This is a genomic window from Pseudomonas sp. CCNWLW23 (genome assembly GCF_037095675.1).
Lineage (GTDB): Bacteria > Pseudomonadota > Gammaproteobacteria > Pseudomonadales > Pseudomonadaceae > Aquipseudomonas > Aquipseudomonas atacamensis.
This window is the reverse complement of record NZ_JBAWKM010000006.1, coordinates 206,551-223,113: the sequence shown is the minus strand read 5'-3', so window position 1 is coordinate 223,113 and position 16,563 is coordinate 206,551. Positions and strand designations below refer to the sequence as shown.

Sequence of the window (16,563 nt, the reverse complement as noted above, 5' to 3'; positions counted from 1 at the left end):
CAAACGTTTACTGCTCTCCTGCATTACGCTTTCTTATTGCACTTGCTCGGTTGCCGGCGGATCGAACGGATAGATCCGGCGCCATTCCGACGCCATGTCCACCACCGTCCAGCCACGGGAGTTCGCTTCATCGAGGGCCTTGTCGAGTCGGCCGATGTTCGATTGCCGGTCATAAGCCCACTCGCGCTTGGCATCGGTGTGGTGCACCAGCCCCATCAGGCGCTTGCCCGGCCCGGCGGCGGTCCACTGCAGCATCTGCAGGTCGCCGTCGGAGTTGCCAAAGGCGAGGATCGGCCGTCGACCGATGACCGCATCGATGCTGACCGGTTTGCCCGGCCCGTCGTCGTTGTGCGCGACTTTCGGCGTGCGCACGATCGACGCTTTGCCGTCCTTGAACTGGTAAGAGGTGACGAACGTGGTACCGATCACCTGTTCCGGCGGGATGCCGTAGACCTTCTCGGCGAAGGCGCGCATGAAGCCGGTATCGCCGCCGGAAACGATGTAAGTCTTGAAGTTCTGGCTGCGCAGGTAGTCGAGCATTTCCAGCATCGGCTGGAAGATCATTTCCGTGTAGGGCTTGCCGGTTTTCGGGTGGCGCGCCTGGCTGAACCAGGTTTTCGCGTAGTCATCGAAGGCTTCGGTGGTCATGCCGCTGTGGGTGGCGCCGACGATCTGCAGCAAACCCTCCATGCCCGACGCGGCGAGGGCCTTGTGATCATTTTCCAGCACCGCTTTGAACGGCTGTGTGGTTTTCCATTCCGGGTGTTGTGCGACGGTGCGCTTGACCTCGTCGAAGGCAAACAGCAATTCGAAGTAAGCCGGTTGCTCGCTCCACAAGGTACCGTCATTGTCGAACACGGCGATGCGATCGGCCGGTTTGACGAAGTCCTTGCTGCTCTGGTCGGTCACGGCCTGGACGAACTCGATAATGCTCTTCTTGGCCGGGCCGTCGTTCCATGACGGCAGCGGTTCATTCGCCTGTGCCAGCAGGGGCAGAACCAGTGTCAACAGCAGGGCAAGACCGAAACGTTGGCGACGCAGCAACGGGTTGATCATGTGAAATCCTTCTCATGCACAGGGTTGAGCGGGCGCAGGGCCGGTGCGGGTTTCGCCTGTTGGCGGGCGACCTGACTTTGAAGCGTAGACAACGATTGGCGAAGCTGAACAAGTGTTTGATCGGCGGCAGACTGACGGCCGTAAAGCCCGCGTAACAATCCCTGCAAACGTGGCCCGGCGCCCGTGAGTTTCAAGCCCAGACGACTACGCCGCAGCCACAGGTACAGCGCGGTCAGTTGCGCCGGCCTGGCTTGCAGTTGCGGGGCGATTTGTTGCCAGGCGAAAGCGGGCGAATGCTGCCAGGCCAATTGCTTCGCCCGTTTATGTGCGAGCCTGCGTTGATGGGCGTGAACGGCGACGGGCCGCAGCAAGTACACACCGACGGCGAGGCCGACCGCCAGCGCCAGCCAGAGCAGCCAGCGGCTGGAGAAGTGCAATTGATTCTGTTGCAGTTGCCTGAGGTCTTCGGCGAGCGAAAACACCGGTTTATAGGCGTTGTTGGCTGCGGCCTCGAAGCTCACGGCCGGCACCTCGGCGCTGCGGATCTGCCTCGCAGAGGCGTCCCACCATTTCACGCGGATCGCAGGCAGCGTGTAAGTACCGGCACTGTCGATGCGATAGCTGGCGCTGTCGACACGTTGGCCGCCGAGGATATTGCCGCGACCGTCATCCAGCGCAGTGACTTGTGGCGTCTTCGCGTAGCGACTCAAGCCGTCGACATCACCGAAGGTCGGAATCGGCAGGGCCATCGCCAGCGCGCCATCGGCTTGCAGGGTGAGCTCACGGGTGATGCTGTCGCCGACTTTCAGCGGTGTGGCCGAATTGGTAACGATCTGTTTCAAGCGCAACCCACTGGCGACCAAAGGCGTCTCCCCGGGCGAGAAACCGGGCGGCTGGGCTGCGCTGAAACTCAGCGGCTGGCTCTGTGCGCTGATTTCTTCAGTGGCCTGGCCCAGTGTGGCGCGTACGGTCAGCGCCGGGATATCGAAACTGCGCGCGACGTCGGGCGTGATCAGATAGCTATAGCGCAAGCCATTGAACGATTGGCCATCGATGGTCTGGTTCAGATGCTGCGCCTGGCCGTTCGGCGGCATCACCAGCGCACCGTCGAGTTGCAGATCGGGCAGGGTGGCGGCGCTGGTGAACCAGGTGTCGGTGAGCACGTCGAGTTGCAGTTCAACCAGCCCGCCGACCATCGCGCCTTCGCTAGGGTTGAGGTGAGCCTCGACCTTCAGTTGCGCTGGGGCTGCAAAAACATTCAGAGAGAGCAGGCTGGTCAGCAGCAGGGCGCTGAGTTTTGCGCTGATTGTTCTGCCGCCATCGCTGGCAAGCCAGCTCCCACAAATCACAGCAATCTTCACAAAGTTTGCAACTACACAGAAATTCCCTGTGGGAGCTGGCTTGCCAGCGATGGCGGCGCTCAGGTGCCGGAGGTTCATGGCCGGTCTCCCTGCTGATCCTGCAGACTGAATTTCTGCCTTAGAAACTTCGCCGGCGAGGTGGTCAGGTTCTCCAGCCACAGCGCGTCGGACGCCGCTTGCTGGGTCTCGACCTTTTTGCTCTGACCTTTACCGGGTGCCTTGTCGAGTTTGACTTCATCGGGTTTGGTTTGCGGAGCGTTTTTCTCTGCGCTTTCGGTGTCCTTGAGCAGTGCCTGAGCCAAGGCCAGATTGGCGGTCGCTTCGGGAAATTGCGGCTGCAGTTTCAACGCCTGGCTGTAGGCGGCAATCGCCTGATCGAACTTGAAGCGGCGCACGTAAATGTTGCCCAGGTAGAAGTACGCCTGCGGCGTGTCCAGGCGGGCGAAGGTCGCCATTGCCAAGTCGTAATCGGCAGCGTGATAGGCCGCGATACCTTTCCAGTACGGGTCGACGAACAGCGCTGCGGCTTCGGGCAAACGATCATGCTCAAACGCCCAGCGGCCTTGTTGGTCGCGGGTGAAAAACGCATCGGTGAGGGCGTTGGCCTGCGCCGGCGCCGCAGGCCAGCCCAACCCTACGGCCAAAAACAGCGCCGGCATCCAGTTGACGCTCCAGCCTTTGCGTACGCTGAACAGCGCCAGTAACAGCAACGGCCAGCAGAGCCAGTAACCGGCGTCCTTCCAGTGCAATTCGCGCTGTTCGGCGCTGGCGCTCTGGAAGTGTTGCCGTGCGTGCAACTCGATCCACTCCAGGTCATCGTTATTGAGGGTCAGGCTGCCGAGCGGCGCGTCGACGGCCGAGGCCAATTGCTTGAGGGCCGCTTGATCGAAACTGCCGAGCACTGGTCGTCCGCTGCTGTCGATTTTCGGCTGGCCGCTGGCGGTAGTGATGACGCCCGCGTCTTCGCTGCCCACCGCCAGAACCAGAACCTGCAAGGCACTGCCGTCGAGGTGTTTTTGCAGATCATCGAGTTGCGTGGTATCGGCCCCATCAGTCATCAGCAGCAGACTGCCCGGGGTGTTCTCGGCGCTGAGCAAGCGTTTCGCTTGATCGATCACGGCGGCGACGTTCTTGCCGGGTTTGTCGATCAAGCCCGTGCCCAGGGCCTGGATGAAACTGTCGAGCAGCGCCGGATCGTCGGTCGGTGGCAACACCAGATGCGCGCTGCCGGCATAGGCGATCAGTGCGGTCCGCGCAGCGGCGCGACGTTGCAGCAGATCATGCAGCTTGTGCTTGACCGCCTCCAGCCGCGTCGGCTGCACGTCGTTGGCGTCCATCGACGGCGAAAGGTCGACGGCAACGATCAGTGGTGCGCGGTTCTCGAGAAAGTCCGGGCGATCCTGTTCCCACGTCGGCCCGGCCGCGGCGAGTGCGCCGAGGATCAGCAGCGCACAGAGCAGGTGCACCGGGCGCCAGCGCTGGTGATCCTGCGGGGTGATCAACAAGTGCGGCAGCAAGTGTTCGGCGATATTGCCGCGCAGGCGCTTTTGCAGGTCGCGGCTGCGACGCCAGATCAGTGGCAGCATTGCGCCGAACAGCGCAAGCAACAGCCACAGCGGGCGCAGAAAGTGGAAATCGCTCAGGTTGATTTCCATCTCAGGCTTCCTGCCGTTGCCGCGCATCCATCAGACGCGGGTGCAACAACGCGCCGAGCTGATACAGCGCCAACAACAGCAATGCTGCACCCAGCGGCCAGTAGAACAGTTCTCGCTGCGGTTGATGGCTAAGGGTTTTCACCTGATGCGGGGTGAGCTGGTCGAGGGTGGTGTAGACCTGATCCAGTGCCGCGCGATCTTCGGCGCGGAAGAAGCGGCCGCCGGTGGTATTGGCGATCTGTTCGAGGCCTTGTAGATTGACCTTCGCTTCGCCGGAAGCGTCGGGGTCGCCGATGCCGATGGTATGAATGACCACGCCTTTGTTGGCCGCCATTTCGGCGGCGTGATCCGGGGTGATAGCGCTGCTGGTGTCGTTGCCATCGGTCAGCAGAATCAGGACTTTTTCCTGCTCATGGGCCTTGTCGAGCAATTTCAGGCTGAGCCCGATTGCATCGCCGATCGCTGTGTTGGGGCCGGCCATGCCGATCCCGGTATCGGCCAGCAACAACGACAGGCTGGCGTGATCGAGGGTCAGCGGGGCCTGTGGGTAGGCACCGCTGCCAAATACGATCAGGCCGATGCGGTCGTCCTTGCGTTTGTCGATAAAGCCTTGCACCACTTCTTTGACCGCCGCCAGGCGATTGATTTTTTCGCCTTGGGCGTTAGTGAAATCCTCGGTTTCCATCGACTGCGACAGGTCGATGGCGAGCATCAGGTCGCGCACCGGTTGCTGGCGTTCGATTGGCTTTTCGACATACACCGGACGTGACACGGCCAGCAGAATCAGCGCCCACACCAGCACATTGAGCAGCAGTTGCCAGCGATTGCGCCGACTGCCCGCGGTGCCTGGCGCTTCGCCGACCGCGCGGCTCATCGCGCCGAAAAACGGTACGCGCACGGCACTGCGGGCTTCGTTGTAGGCGGGCAGAAAGCGGTAAGCCAGCCAGGGCAGCGGCAGCAGGAGTAACAGCCAGGGGTAATCAAGCTGCCACATGGTGATGCTCCACCCAGTATTGGCAGCTGTCGAAGAGCATTTGCCGTTGCGCTGCGGGGAGGGCGCGCAATACGGGGTCCGGCGCGTAGGCGAGTTGGGCCAGTTGCGTGCTGAAGTCGGCAGGCATTCTGTTTTTGCAGTGCCGTTGCAGAAAATCCTGCCAGTCATCTCTGCCAAGCGCCGCCGGCCCTTGTTGGAGCGAACCTGCTAGCGAAAGCGCTGTGTCAGTGGGTCGAGGTATTGCATGCGCTGACGTCTTCGCGAGCAGGCTCGCTCCCACAGGGAATGCATTCCAGCGCCGCGATCGAGTGGGCATGGACAGGGCTACGCGTTTGAGCAGCTCAGGCAATTCGCGCAGGGCGTTGAGGTCGTCGCTGCGGCCGCGCAACTGTGCCAGTCGGGCAAGGGCTTCACGGCGATAGCGGTCGCGGCGCCATTGCCAGTATCTGCGCAGGCCGAGCAACAGCGCGGCGAGCACCAGCACCGCCAGCAACAGCCACCAGCCCCAGGTTTGCGGCGCATAGCTGACGGGCGCGGGCAGGGCCAGCTCCTTGAGCTGATCGATGCTGGGGATATTCCGGTTCATCGCGCGCCCCCGGCGCTTTTGCCCAGTTCGGCGCGCAGCTGCCCATGGGCGTCCTCGGCGGTGCTGATCATCATCAGCGGCACCTGACTGCGGCGCAGCAGGGTGGCGACGTCCTTGAGCCGCCCGCTGAGAAAATCCCCCAGCGGCTGCTGCACGTTACGTTTCTCGATCGCCAGTTCGACCTGCAACTCGCCCTGGGTGACCAGCAGTCGACCGTTGTTCGGCAGTTTCAGCGCCAGCGGATCATAGACCTGCAAGGCAATCACATCGTTGTGCGCCGACAGCTGCCGCATCAATTGCAAGGTGCGTTCACCGGCGCCGGCAAAGTCGCTGACGATGCAGATCAAGTGGTCGTGCCCGGCCACACCGAGGCAGCGCTGCAAGGCTTTGTCCAGTTGGTCCTCATCTTCGGCGTCGGGATTACCGGCGTTCAGCGCGCGGTTTTGCTGCACTACGCGGCTGAGCAGCGCTTCGACACGCTTGCGACTGCGCAACGGCGCGATGCTGTCGATACGCTGGTCGTTGAAGACCAGACCGCCAACCCGATCCCCGGCATGAAAAACCATCCACGCCGCCAGCGCGGCGAGTTCGGCGGCGACTGCCGATTTGAAGCTGCGCTGCGAGCCGAAGAACATCGACATGCGCTGGTCGACCACGATCAGGGCCGGGCGGTCGCGTTCTTCGGTGAAAGTGCGCACCACCGGTTTGCCGGTACGCAACGAAGCGCGCCAGTCGAGGTGGCGCAGGTCATCGCCCGGTTGGTAGCGGCGCAACTCGTCGAAATTCAGCCCGCGACCGCGCAGCCGCGAGGCGTGGTTGCCGGCGAGGATGCTGCCCTGCGGCTGTCGGGCAAGAAAGCTCAGGTCACGGGCCTTGAACTCCAGCGCCATCAATTGCGCCAGAGAGACGTAGACCAGACCTTCGTCCTTCATGCGGGAATCGCCACTTTGTCGAGAATCCGGTCGAGCACCTGATCGGCGCTGACGCCATCGGCAACCGCGTCGTAACTCAGCTGCAAACGATGGCGCAACACCGGATGGACCACGGCGCGGACGTTGTCCGGCGAAACGAAATCCTGCCCCTGCAGCCACGCATCGGCACGGGCGCAGCGGTCCAGGCCAATGCCGCCACGGGGACTGGCACCAATGGCGATCCAGCGTGCGAGGTCTTCGTCGTAGTCGGCGGGGTGGCGGGTGGCGTTGATCAGGTCAATCAGGTAAGTGTCGATGGCCGGTGAAACGTGCACCGCGCTGACTTCCTTGCGCGCAGCAAAAATCACCTCCTGCGCCAAAGTGAAATTCTTCACCGACGTGGTGCTCGCACCTTGGGCAAACTCTTCGTTGCGCAGCAGGCGCAGCACCTGGCTTTCGTTTTCGGCGCTGGGGTAATCGAGCAGCACCTTCATCAGAAAACGGTCCATCTGCGCTTCCGGCAGTGGGTAGGTGCCTTCCTGCTCGATCGGGTTCTGCGTCGCCACCACGATGAACAGCTCCGGTAGCGCATGGCTGTTGCCGGCGACGGTGATCTGGCGTTCCTCCATGGCTTCGAGCAGCGCCGCCTGGACCTTGGCCGGGGCGCGGTTGATTTCGTCGGCGAGGATCAGATTGCCGAACAGCGGACCTGGCTGGAATCGGATCTCGTTTTTGCCCTCGACCTGGTGCAGCACCTCGGCGCCAGTGATGTCCGAGGGCAACAGGTCGGGGGTGAACTGGATTCGGCTCATCTTGGCATCAAGGTGTTTGGCCAGTGCCTTGACCGTGCGTGTCTTGGCCAGCCCGGGCAGGCTCTCCAGGAGCAAATGACCATTGGCCAACAGCCCGAGCAGAATCTGCCGGATGACTTGATCCTGGCCGAGCACCGCTTCGGCGATGCTGGCTTGCAGGGCGTTGAGGTCGGTGAGCGCTGTCATGGGCAGTCCTTTGTGTCCGGGTCTAGAAAAACGCCAGGGTCAGATTGACGCTGAAGCCGTTGCCCTCGGGGCGGTTTTTGGTGTCGAACTCCGGCACCCAGCGCGCGCTGATATTGGCCTGGGCATCGGCGAACTTTCCGGCCCAGCCAATCACCGGGCCGGCGCCGACCGAACGGCCGCGATAGCCATTGAAGACATCGGCGGTCTGGCCTTTGTCGTCGGTCAGTTGCTGCACGTAGCCGGCGGCAAGTCCGGCGTTCCAGCCATTGCCCAAGCCGTGAGTCCAGAGGGCGTCGAGGGTGAAGATGTTGCCGTTGCGATAGTCGGTAGCGTCGTTCTCGGTGTAGAACTCCAGCCCGCTGGACAAGGTGAACTCGCCGCCCTTGCCGTCGAGATGGGTAAAGGCCACGGTCGGCATGAACGTGTAATTGTTCTGTCCGGGATTGGCCAGGCGATCCTTGTTATAGGCGCCGGTCGGCACGTAGATCGGTAGCGACAGCGAGAGATGATTGAGTTCGTCGAAGTGATAACCAGCGGCGAGCGGGGTGATCAGCGCATCGGCAAACTGCGTGCCGGAATCACTGTCACCCAAAGTGCGCCCGCGCGGGCCGGTGATGCTCGCCTTGATGTCGGTGTATTGCACCGGCAGGCCCATTGCCGAGGCGAAATTCCAGCGGCCCTTGCCGGTGTTCCAGACATGGGTGAAGTTGGCTATGGTGTAGGAGACTTTCACGTCGATCCCGCCACTGATCGCGCCGGAAATCGGTGCGCCGTCGCTGCCCTTGAGCGAGCCGTCGTACCAGATGCTGGTCAACGACATTACCCAGCCCGGCTCCGGCGGCACGATGCCAGCATTGGCGAACACTTGCTGGCCCGTGATCGGCCGGCCGACGCCACCTTCTGCGGCGAACAGCGATGGACTGACGCCCAGGCACAGCAAGAGGAGGAGACGCCCGCTCCGTGGCTTGAGCATGGCGAACGCCGCGCCACCCGGCCGCGGCAGAAATCCTCTATTCCCGGCTCGACTGCAGATCATTTCCCGATTCCATGGTGTTTTTCCGGACAACTGAGCACTGTCGCGCCGCTACTGCGTTATCCCTTTGCTTATCAAGCCTGTAGGACACGTCCTTCTGAAACTAGCAGCTAATCGGGGGTTAGCCAGTCGAAGGAATTAATTCGTTGGTGCGGGGGACGCGGTGCACATATCACACCTCTAATCGTCGGAGCCGGGCTTAATCGAAGGTGGTTGGGGTGGCACTGCAAACTTCTGTGGAAGCGAGCCTGCTCGCGAAAGCGGTAGCCGAGTTGACACACGTTTCTGATATCGATACCCGATTTCGCGAGCAGGCTCGCTCCCACAGGACCTGTATACAATCTCGCCGTGGAGCGCCCAACAATTTCCAACGGGGCATAGGTCGCCAGCCGATTTCGTGGTTAACTTCCGCCTCTTGCATGCTTTCCAATCAAAAAACAGAAGGACTCAAGTCATGGCTCAAGTCACCCTCAAAGGCAATCCGGTTCAAGTCAACGGCCAGTTGCCACAAGCCGGTTCCAAGGCGCCAGCCTTTTCCCTGGTAGCCGGCAATCTGTCCGACGTCACCCTGAAAGACTTCGCCGGCAAGCGCAAAGTCCTCAACATCTTCCCAAGCGTCGACACCCCGACCTGCGCCACTTCCGTGCGCAAGTTCAACGCCCAGGCCAACGACATCAGCAACACCGTGGTGCTGTGCATCTCCGCTGACCTGCCGTTCGCCCAGGCGCGCTTCTGCGGCGCCGAAGGTCTGGAAAACGTACAGAACCTGTCGACCCTGCGCGGCAGCGAGTTCATCGAAAACTACGGCGTGGCCATCGCTGACGGCCCGCTGAAAGGCCTGACCGCTCGCGCCGTTGTGGTGCTGGACGTAAACGACACCGTCCTGCACAGCGAACTGGTCAAGGAAATCGCCGAAGAGCCTAACTACGAAGCGGCACTGTCCGTTCTCAAGTAAGGCTTTTACAATTGTTAACGGCCTGGCCCTGTCCAGGCCGTTTTCATTTGTGTATCAGGGTTTTGCCTCACACCTTGAAACGTAAGTGGAAGGTAAATTGCCGGTAAAGCTGCTTTGCTTAAATCCACTCAGTGCTTATCGTTCAGCCTCCCGTAATAGAAGCCCACGCGCCCAATGGTCAATAACTCCATGCAATCGTCCCCCCGCAAATCCCGTCGCTGGCTGATCAGCCTGCTGGTCCTGTTGGTCATCGCTGTCCTGTGCTGGAAGTTCTGGCCCGCCGGCTCTGCTGACAAGGCGGGCGGCGACAAAGCGGCCGCCGGCCATACCGGGCGCTCGGGAATGATGCGGCCGGGCTTCGGCGGCGGTACCGGGCCGATTCCGGTGCGAGTGGCGCCAGCGGTGAAGGGCGACTTCCCGCTGTATTACAAGGCACTGGGCACGGTCACCGCGCTCAATACCATCAATGTGCGCAGCCGGGTGGGCGGCGAACTGGTGAAGATTCATTTTGAAGAAGGGCAGATGGTCAAGGCGGGCGACCTGCTGGCCGAGATCGATCCGCGTCCTTACCAGAATGCTTTGCTCCAGGCCGAAGGCACGTTGCTGCAGAATCAGGCGCAACTGAAAAACGCCCAGGTCGACGTCGAGCGTTATCGTGGGCTGTATAAAGAAGACAGCATCGCCAAACAGACCCTCGACACCGCCGAAGCGCTGGTGGGGCAGTATCTGGGCACGGTCAAGACCAATCAGGCAGCGGTCAACGATGCCAAGCTCAATCTCGAATTCACCAAGATCCGCGCGCCGATTGCCGGTCGCGTCGGTCTGCGTCAGGTCGACGTCGGCAACCTCGTAGCCGCCAACGACACCACGTTCCTCGCGGTGATCACCCAGACGCAACCGATCAGCGTGGCCTTCACCCTGCCGGAGAACAGCCTCGACACCGTGCTGGCCCGTTACCGCAGTGGCGCCAAGTTGCCTGCCGAAGCGTGGGATCGCGGCGACACCAAGCTGCAAGCCACCGGCGTGCTGCAAAGCCTCGACAACCAGATCGACGTCGCTACCGGCACTTTGAAATTCAAGGCCCGTTACGATAACCGCGACCAGTCGCTGTTCCCCAACCAGTTCGTCAACGTTCATTTGCTGGCCGACACGCTCAAAGGTGTAGTGCTGGCGCCGTCGGCAGCGATCCAGTTCGGCACCAATGGCACCTTCGTCTATGCGCTGGACGGCGACAGGAAAGTCACCATTCGCCAGCTGAAAATCGGTGCCAGCGACGGTGACAACACCGTGGTCACCGAAGGCCTCGCCGCGGGCGATCGCGTTGTGCTTGAAGGCACCGATCGCCTGAAGGAGGGCAGCGAAGTCGAAGTGGTCAATGACAGCAGCGAAGTGCCGACCTCGCCGACCGAGCACCTGCAAGGTAAATCCGCCGCCAATCCCGATGCGACCACCGCTGAAAAGGCCAAGAAGGGCGCATGAACATTTCGCGGCTGTTCATCCTCCGTCCGGTAGCCACCACCCTGAGCATGCTGGCCATTGTCCTGGCCGGCCTGATCGCTTATCGCCTGCTGCCGGTTTCGGCCTTGCCGCAGGTCGATTACCCGACCATCCGCGTCATGACCCTGTACCCCGGCGCCAGTCCGGACGTGATGACCAGCGCCGTCACCGCGCCGCTTGAACGCCAGTTCGGGCAGATGCCGGGCCTGACGCAAATGGCTTCGACCAGCTCCGGCGGCGCTTCGGTGCTGACCCTGCGTTTCAGCCTCGACATCAACATGGACGTCGCCGAGCAGCAGGTGCAGGCCGCGATCAATGCCGCGACCAACCTGCTGCCGACCGACCTGCCGGCGCCGCCGGTGTACAACAAGGTCAACCCGGCGGACACCCCGGTGCTGACCCTGGCCATCACTTCGAAAACCATGCTGCTGCCCAAGCTCAATGACTTGGTCGATACGCGCATGGCGCAGAAAATCGCCCAGATCAGCGGCGTCGGCATGGTCAGCATCGCTGGTGGCCAGCGTCAGGCGGTACGAATCAAGGTCAACCCCGAAGCGCTCGCGGCCAACAGCCTCAATTTGTCGGACGTGCGCACGCTGATCGGCGCCTCCAACGTCAACCAGCCGAAAGGCAACTTCGATGGCCCGACCCGGGTGTCGATGCTCGATGCCAACGACCAACTGACCTCGCCCGAGGACTACGCGAATCTGATCCTGACCTACAAGAACGGCGCGCCGTTGCGGCTCAAGGACGTCGCGGAAATCGTCGATGGCGCCGAGAACGAGCGTCTCGCTGCGTGGGCCAACCAGAATCAGGCGGTGTTGCTGAATATCCAGCGTCAGCCAGGCGCCAACGTTATCGAAGTGGTTGACCGCATCAAGGCCTTGCTGCCGAGCATCACCGACAACCTGCCGGCCGGCCTCGACGTCACTGTGCTCACAGACCGCACCCAGACCATCCGCGCCTCGGTCACCGACGTGCAACACGAACTGCTGATCGCCATCGCGCTGGTTGTCATGGTCACGTTCCTGTTTCTGCGCCGCGCCAGTGCGACGATCATTCCCTCGGTCGCCGTGCCGCTGTCGCTGATCGGCACCTTTGGCGTGATGTACCTCGCCGGTTTCTCGGTGAACAACCTGACGTTGATGGCGCTGACCATTGCCACCGGCTTCGTGGTCGACGATGCCATCGTCATGCTCGAGAACATTTCACGCTTCATCGAAGAGGGTGACAGCCCGATGCAGGCCGCGCTCAAGGGCGCGAAGCAGATCGGCTTCACCCTGATTTCCCTGACCCTGTCGCTGATCGCCGTACTGATTCCGTTGCTGTTCATGGCCGACGTGGTGGGGCGCCTGTTCCGCGAGTTCGCCATCACCCTGGCGGTGGCGATCCTGATTTCCCTGGTGGTGTCGCTGACCCTGACGCCGATGATGTGCGCGCGTCTGCTCAAGCGTGAACCGCAGGAACACGAGCAAGGCCGTTTCTATCGCGCCAGCGGTGCGTTCATCGACTGGATGATCAACGAATACGGGCGGATGCTGCGCTGGGTGCTCAAGCATCAGCCGCTGACCTTGCTGGTCGCCATCGGCACACTGGCGTTGACCGTATTCCTTTACGTCATCGTGCCGAAGGGTTTCTTTCCGGTGCAGGACACCGGGGTGATTCAGGGTATTTCCGAAGCGCCGCAGTCGATCTCCTTCGCGGCGATGGGCGAACGGCAGCAGCAACTGGCGAAGATCATTCTCGAAGATCCGGCGGTGCAGAGCCTGTCGTCCTACATTGGCGTCGACGGCGACAACGCCACGCTCAACAGCGGCCGCTTGCTGATCAACCTCAAGCCCCATGGCGAGCGCGATCTGACGGCCAGCGAAGTGATTTCCCGCCTGCAACCAAAACTGGACAAACTGGTCGGCATTCGTTTGTTCATGCAGCCGGTGCAGGATCTGACCATTGAGGATCGGGTCAGCCGCACCCAGTATCAGTTCAGCATGTCTTCGCCGGACTCCGAATTGCTCAGCCAGTGGAGCGGACGTCTGGTCGAAGCCCTGGCGCAGCGTCCGGAGTTGACCGACGTTGCCAGTGATTTGCAAGACAAAGGCTTGCAGGTCTATCTGGTGATCGACCGCGACGCCGCATCGCGCCTTGGCGTGTCGGTGGCGAATATCACCGATGCGCTGTACGACGCGTTCGGCCAGCGGCAGATTTCGACCATTTACACCCAGGCCAGCCAGTACCGCGTGGTGCTGCAAGCCCAGGCCGGGGAAAAGATCGGCCCGCAGGCGCTGGATCAGATTCACGTCAAGACCACCGACGGCGCGCAGGTGCGTCTGTCGAGTCTGGCGCATGTCGAAGAACGTCAGGCGCAATTGGCGATCACCCATATCGGCCAGTTTCCGGCAGTGATGATGTCGTTCAACCTCGCGCCGGGCGTGGCGTTGGGGCATGCCGTGGACATCATCGAGCAAGTGCAGCAGGACATCGGCATGCCGGTCGGCGTGCAGACCCAGTTCCAGGGCGCGGCGCAAGCGTTCCAGGCTTCGCTGTCGAGCACCTTGCTGCTGATTCTGGCGGCGGTGGTGACCATGTACATCGTCCTGGGCGTGCTCTACGAGAGCTACATCCACCCGATCACCATTCTTTCGACCTTGCCGTCGGCAGCGGTCGGTGCCTTGCTGGCGTTGCTGCTCAGTGGCAACGATTTGGGCATGATCGCGATCATCGGCATCATCCTGCTGATCGGCATCGTCAAGAAGAACGCGATCATGATGATCGACTTCGCCCTTGACGCCGAACGCACCCAGGGCATGGCCCCGGCCGAGGCGATCTATCAAGCGGCGCTGCTGCGTTTTCGGCCGATTCTGATGACCACGCTGGCGGCGTTGTTCGGCGCAGTGCCGCTGATGCTGGCCACGGGGTCTGGCGCGGAACTGCGTCAGCCGTTGGGTCTGGTGATGGTGGGCGGTTTGCTGGTGAGCCAGGTGTTGACGCTGTTCACCACGCCGGTGATTTACCTGGCTTTTGATCGGTTGGGGCGGCGTTGGACCAAGCCTGTCGCGGGAGAGGTGGTGTGAGCGGCGTGGTGAAAGCAGCTGCAAGCTGCAAGCTTCAAGCTGCAAGAAAACAGCAGCCTGCGCGCGCAGGAACAGCTTGTAGCTCGCAGCTTGCAGCTTGGAGCTCGACGCTATGAACCTCTCCGGCCCTTTCATCAAACGCCCCGTGGCAACCATGCTGCTCTCCCTGGCAATCATGTTGCTCGGCGGGGTCAGCTTCGGTCTGTTGCCGGTATCGCCGCTGCCGCAGATGGACTTCCCGGTGATCGTCGTCCAGGCCAGTCTGCCGGGCGCCAGTCCCGAGGTGATGGCTTCGACGGTGGCGACGCCGCTGGAGCGGTCGTTCGGTGCAATTGCCGGCGTCAATACCATGAGCAGCCGTTCCAGTCAGGGTTCGACGCGGGTGATTCTGCAATTTGACCTCGACCGCGACATCAACGGCGCGGCGCGGGAGGTGCAGGCGGCGATCAATGCTTCGCGCAATCTGCTGCCGAGCGGGATGCGCAGCATGCCGACCTATAAAAAGGTCAACCCGTCGCAGGCGCCGATCATGGTGCTGTCGCTGACTTCGGATGTGCTGGAAAAAGGCCAGCTCTACGACTTGGCCTCGACCATCCTCTCGCAAAGCCTGTCGCAAGTGCAGGGCGTTGGTGAAGTGCAGATCGGTGGCAGTTCGCTGCCGGCGGTGCGCATCGAGCTCGAACCGCAGGCCCTCAACCAGTACGGCGTGGCCCTCGACGATGTGCGCAAGACCATTGCCGACGCTAACGTGCGCCGGCCCAAGGGTTCGGTCGAGGACGGCGAGCGCTTGTGGCAGATCCAGGCCAACGACCAGTTGGAGAAAGCCAAGGATTACGAGTCGTTGATCATTCACTACGCCGACGGCGCCGCATTGCGTCTCAAGGACGTGGCGAAAGTCAGCGATGGCGTCGAAGACCGTTACAACAGCGGTTTCTTCAATGACGACGCGGCGGTATTGCTGGTGATCAACCGTCAGGCCGGCGCCAACATCATCGAAACGGTCAACGAGATCAAGGCACAGTTGCCCGCGCTGCAAGCGGTGCTGCCGGCCAGCGTCAAACTCAATCTGGCCATGGATCGCTCGCCGGTAATCAAGGCCACGCTGCACGAAGCCGAGATGACCTTGCTGATCGCCGTCGCCCTGGTGGTGCTGGTGGTTTACCTGTTTCTGGGTAACTTCCGCGCCTCGCTGATCCCGACCCTGGCGGTGCCGGTGTCGCTGGTCGGTACCTTTGCGGTGATGTACCTCTACGGGTTCTCGCTGAACAACCTGTCGCTGATGGCGCTGATTCTCGCCACCGGTCTGGTGGTGGACGACGCCATCGTGGTGCTGGAAAACATTTCCCGGCACATCGACGAAGGCGTCAAGCCGATGCAGGCCGCTTACCTCGGCGCCAAGGAAGTCGGCTTTACCCTGCTGTCGATGAACGTCTCGCTGGTGGCGGTGTTCCTGTCGATCCTGTTCATGGGCGGGTTGGTCGAAAGCCTGTTCCGCGAATTTTCCATCACCCTGGCGGCGGCAATCGTGGTGTCGCTGGTGGTGTCCCTGACGCTGACACCGATGCTCTGCGCGCGCTGGCTCAAGCCGCACACGCCGGGCCAGGAAAACCGCTTGCAACGCTGGAGCCACAAGACCAACGACTGGATGGTCGGCAAATACGCCACCAGCCTCGACTGGGTATTGCGTCATCGCCGTCTGACCTTGTTCAGTCTGCTGCTCACCGTTGGCGTCAACATTGCGCTTTATGTGGTGGTGCCGAAAACCTTCCTGCCGCAGCAGGACACCGGCCAGTTGATCGGTTTCGTGCGTGGCGACGACGGTCTGTCGTTCAACGTCATGCAGCCAAAAATGGAAACCTTCCGCCGCGCCGTGCTCAAGGACGAAGCGGTGGAAAGCGTGGCCGGGTTCATCGGCGGCAACAACGGCACCAACAACGCCTTCATGATCGTGCGCCTGAAGCCGATCAAGGAGCGCCAGCTTTCAGCGCAGAAGGTCATAGAACGCCTGCGCAAGGAAATGCCCAAGGTGCCAGGGGCGCAGTTGATGCTGATGGCCGACCAGGATCTGCAGTTTGGTGGCGGCCGCGAGCAGACCAGTTCGCAATACACCTACATCCTGCAAAGCGGCGACCTCGCCGAGCTGCGCAAATGGTTCCCGAAAGTGGTCACCGCGTTGCGTGCCTTGCCCGAGCTGACCGCCATCGATGCCCGCGAAGGTGCCGGGGCGCAACAGGTGACGCTGATTGTCGACCGGGATCAGGCGAAGCGCCTGGGGGTCGACATGAACATGGTCACCGCCGTGCTCAATAACGCTTACAGCCAGCGGCAGATTTCGACGATCTACGACAGCCTCAACCAGTACCAGGTGGTGATGGAGGTCAATCCGAAATATGCCCAGGATCCGGTGACACTCAAGCAGGTCGAGGTGATTACCGCTGACGGTGCG

Annotated in this window: 12 protein-coding genes; 4 read left to right on the top strand and 8 right to left on the bottom strand. The window is 61.8% G+C overall.

Annotated features, from left to right (window positions below):
* Positions 1-33: 33 nt before the first annotated feature.
* From V8J63_RS11090 to V8J63_RS11055, 8 genes are read right to left on the bottom strand one after another with little or no spacing between them, the layout of a single operon-like run.
* Complete coding sequence (locus tag V8J63_RS11090; RefSeq protein ID WP_197890008.1) at positions 34-1,056, bottom strand: HAD family hydrolase; 1,023 nt, start codon at positions 1,054-1,056, stop codon at positions 34-36.
* A complete protein-coding gene (locus V8J63_RS11085; protein WP_336464042.1) occupies positions 1,053-2,495 on the bottom strand; it encodes a hypothetical protein in 1,443 nt (480 codons plus the stop codon). Before V8J63_RS11085 ends, V8J63_RS11090 begins: the two co-directional genes overlap by 4 nt.
* The gene (locus tag V8J63_RS11080) at positions 2,492-4,072 is read right to left on the bottom strand and encodes a VWA domain-containing protein (RefSeq protein ID WP_336464041.1); all 1,581 of its coding nucleotides are present in this window, start codon (positions 4,070-4,072) and stop codon (positions 2,492-2,494) included. The genes V8J63_RS11085 and V8J63_RS11080 overlap by 4 nt, the downstream gene beginning before the upstream one ends.
* A gap of 1 nt (position 4,073) precedes the next feature.
* Complete coding sequence (locus tag V8J63_RS11075; RefSeq protein ID WP_110603412.1) at positions 4,074-5,066, bottom strand: vWA domain-containing protein; 993 nt, start codon at positions 5,064-5,066, stop codon at positions 4,074-4,076.
* Positions 5,053-5,652: a DUF4381 domain-containing protein gene (locus V8J63_RS11070; RefSeq protein ID WP_130901992.1), complete on the bottom strand. Its 600-nt coding sequence runs from the start codon at positions 5,650-5,652 to the stop codon at positions 5,053-5,055. The genes V8J63_RS11075 and V8J63_RS11070 overlap by 14 nt, the downstream gene beginning before the upstream one ends.
* The gene (locus tag V8J63_RS11065; RefSeq protein ID WP_130901991.1) at positions 5,649-6,584 is read right to left on the bottom strand and encodes a DUF58 domain-containing protein; all 936 of its coding nucleotides are present in this window, start codon (positions 6,582-6,584) and stop codon (positions 5,649-5,651) included. The genes V8J63_RS11070 and V8J63_RS11065 overlap by 4 nt, the downstream gene beginning before the upstream one ends.
* Positions 6,581-7,561, bottom strand: a complete 981-nt coding sequence (locus V8J63_RS11060) for an AAA family ATPase (RefSeq protein WP_130901990.1) — start codon at positions 7,559-7,561, stop codon at positions 6,581-6,583. Before V8J63_RS11060 ends, V8J63_RS11065 begins: the two co-directional genes overlap by 4 nt.
* 22 nt (positions 7,562-7,583) lie before the next feature.
* Positions 7,584-8,534 (bottom strand): SphA family protein, encoded by a 951-nt coding sequence (locus tag V8J63_RS11055; protein WP_130901989.1) that lies wholly within the window; start codon positions 8,532-8,534, stop codon positions 7,584-7,586.
* A 514-nt stretch (positions 8,535-9,048) separates the two neighbouring features.
* On the opposite strand from V8J63_RS11055, the gene tpx reads away from it, so the two are divergent.
* The 4 genes from tpx to V8J63_RS11035 all read left to right on the top strand — a co-directional run.
* Positions 9,049-9,549, top strand: coding sequence for a thiol peroxidase (gene tpx, locus V8J63_RS11050; protein WP_130901988.1), 501 nt, complete (start codon positions 9,049-9,051; stop codon positions 9,547-9,549).
* Between the two features lie 174 nt (positions 9,550-9,723).
* Complete coding sequence (locus V8J63_RS11045; RefSeq protein ID WP_024012866.1) at positions 9,724-11,028, top strand: MdtA/MuxA family multidrug efflux RND transporter periplasmic adaptor subunit; 1,305 nt, start codon at positions 9,724-9,726, stop codon at positions 11,026-11,028.
* Entirely contained in the window at positions 11,025-14,117 is a 3,093-nt protein-coding gene (locus V8J63_RS11040; protein WP_123442554.1) for an MdtB/MuxB family multidrug efflux RND transporter permease subunit, read from the top strand. Before V8J63_RS11045 ends, V8J63_RS11040 begins: the two co-directional genes overlap by 4 nt.
* Positions 14,118-14,229: 112 nt before the next feature.
* Positions 14,230-16,563, top strand: a 2,334-nt coding sequence (locus tag V8J63_RS11035; protein WP_336464040.1) for an efflux RND transporter permease subunit, incomplete at its 3' end; no start/stop codon positions are given.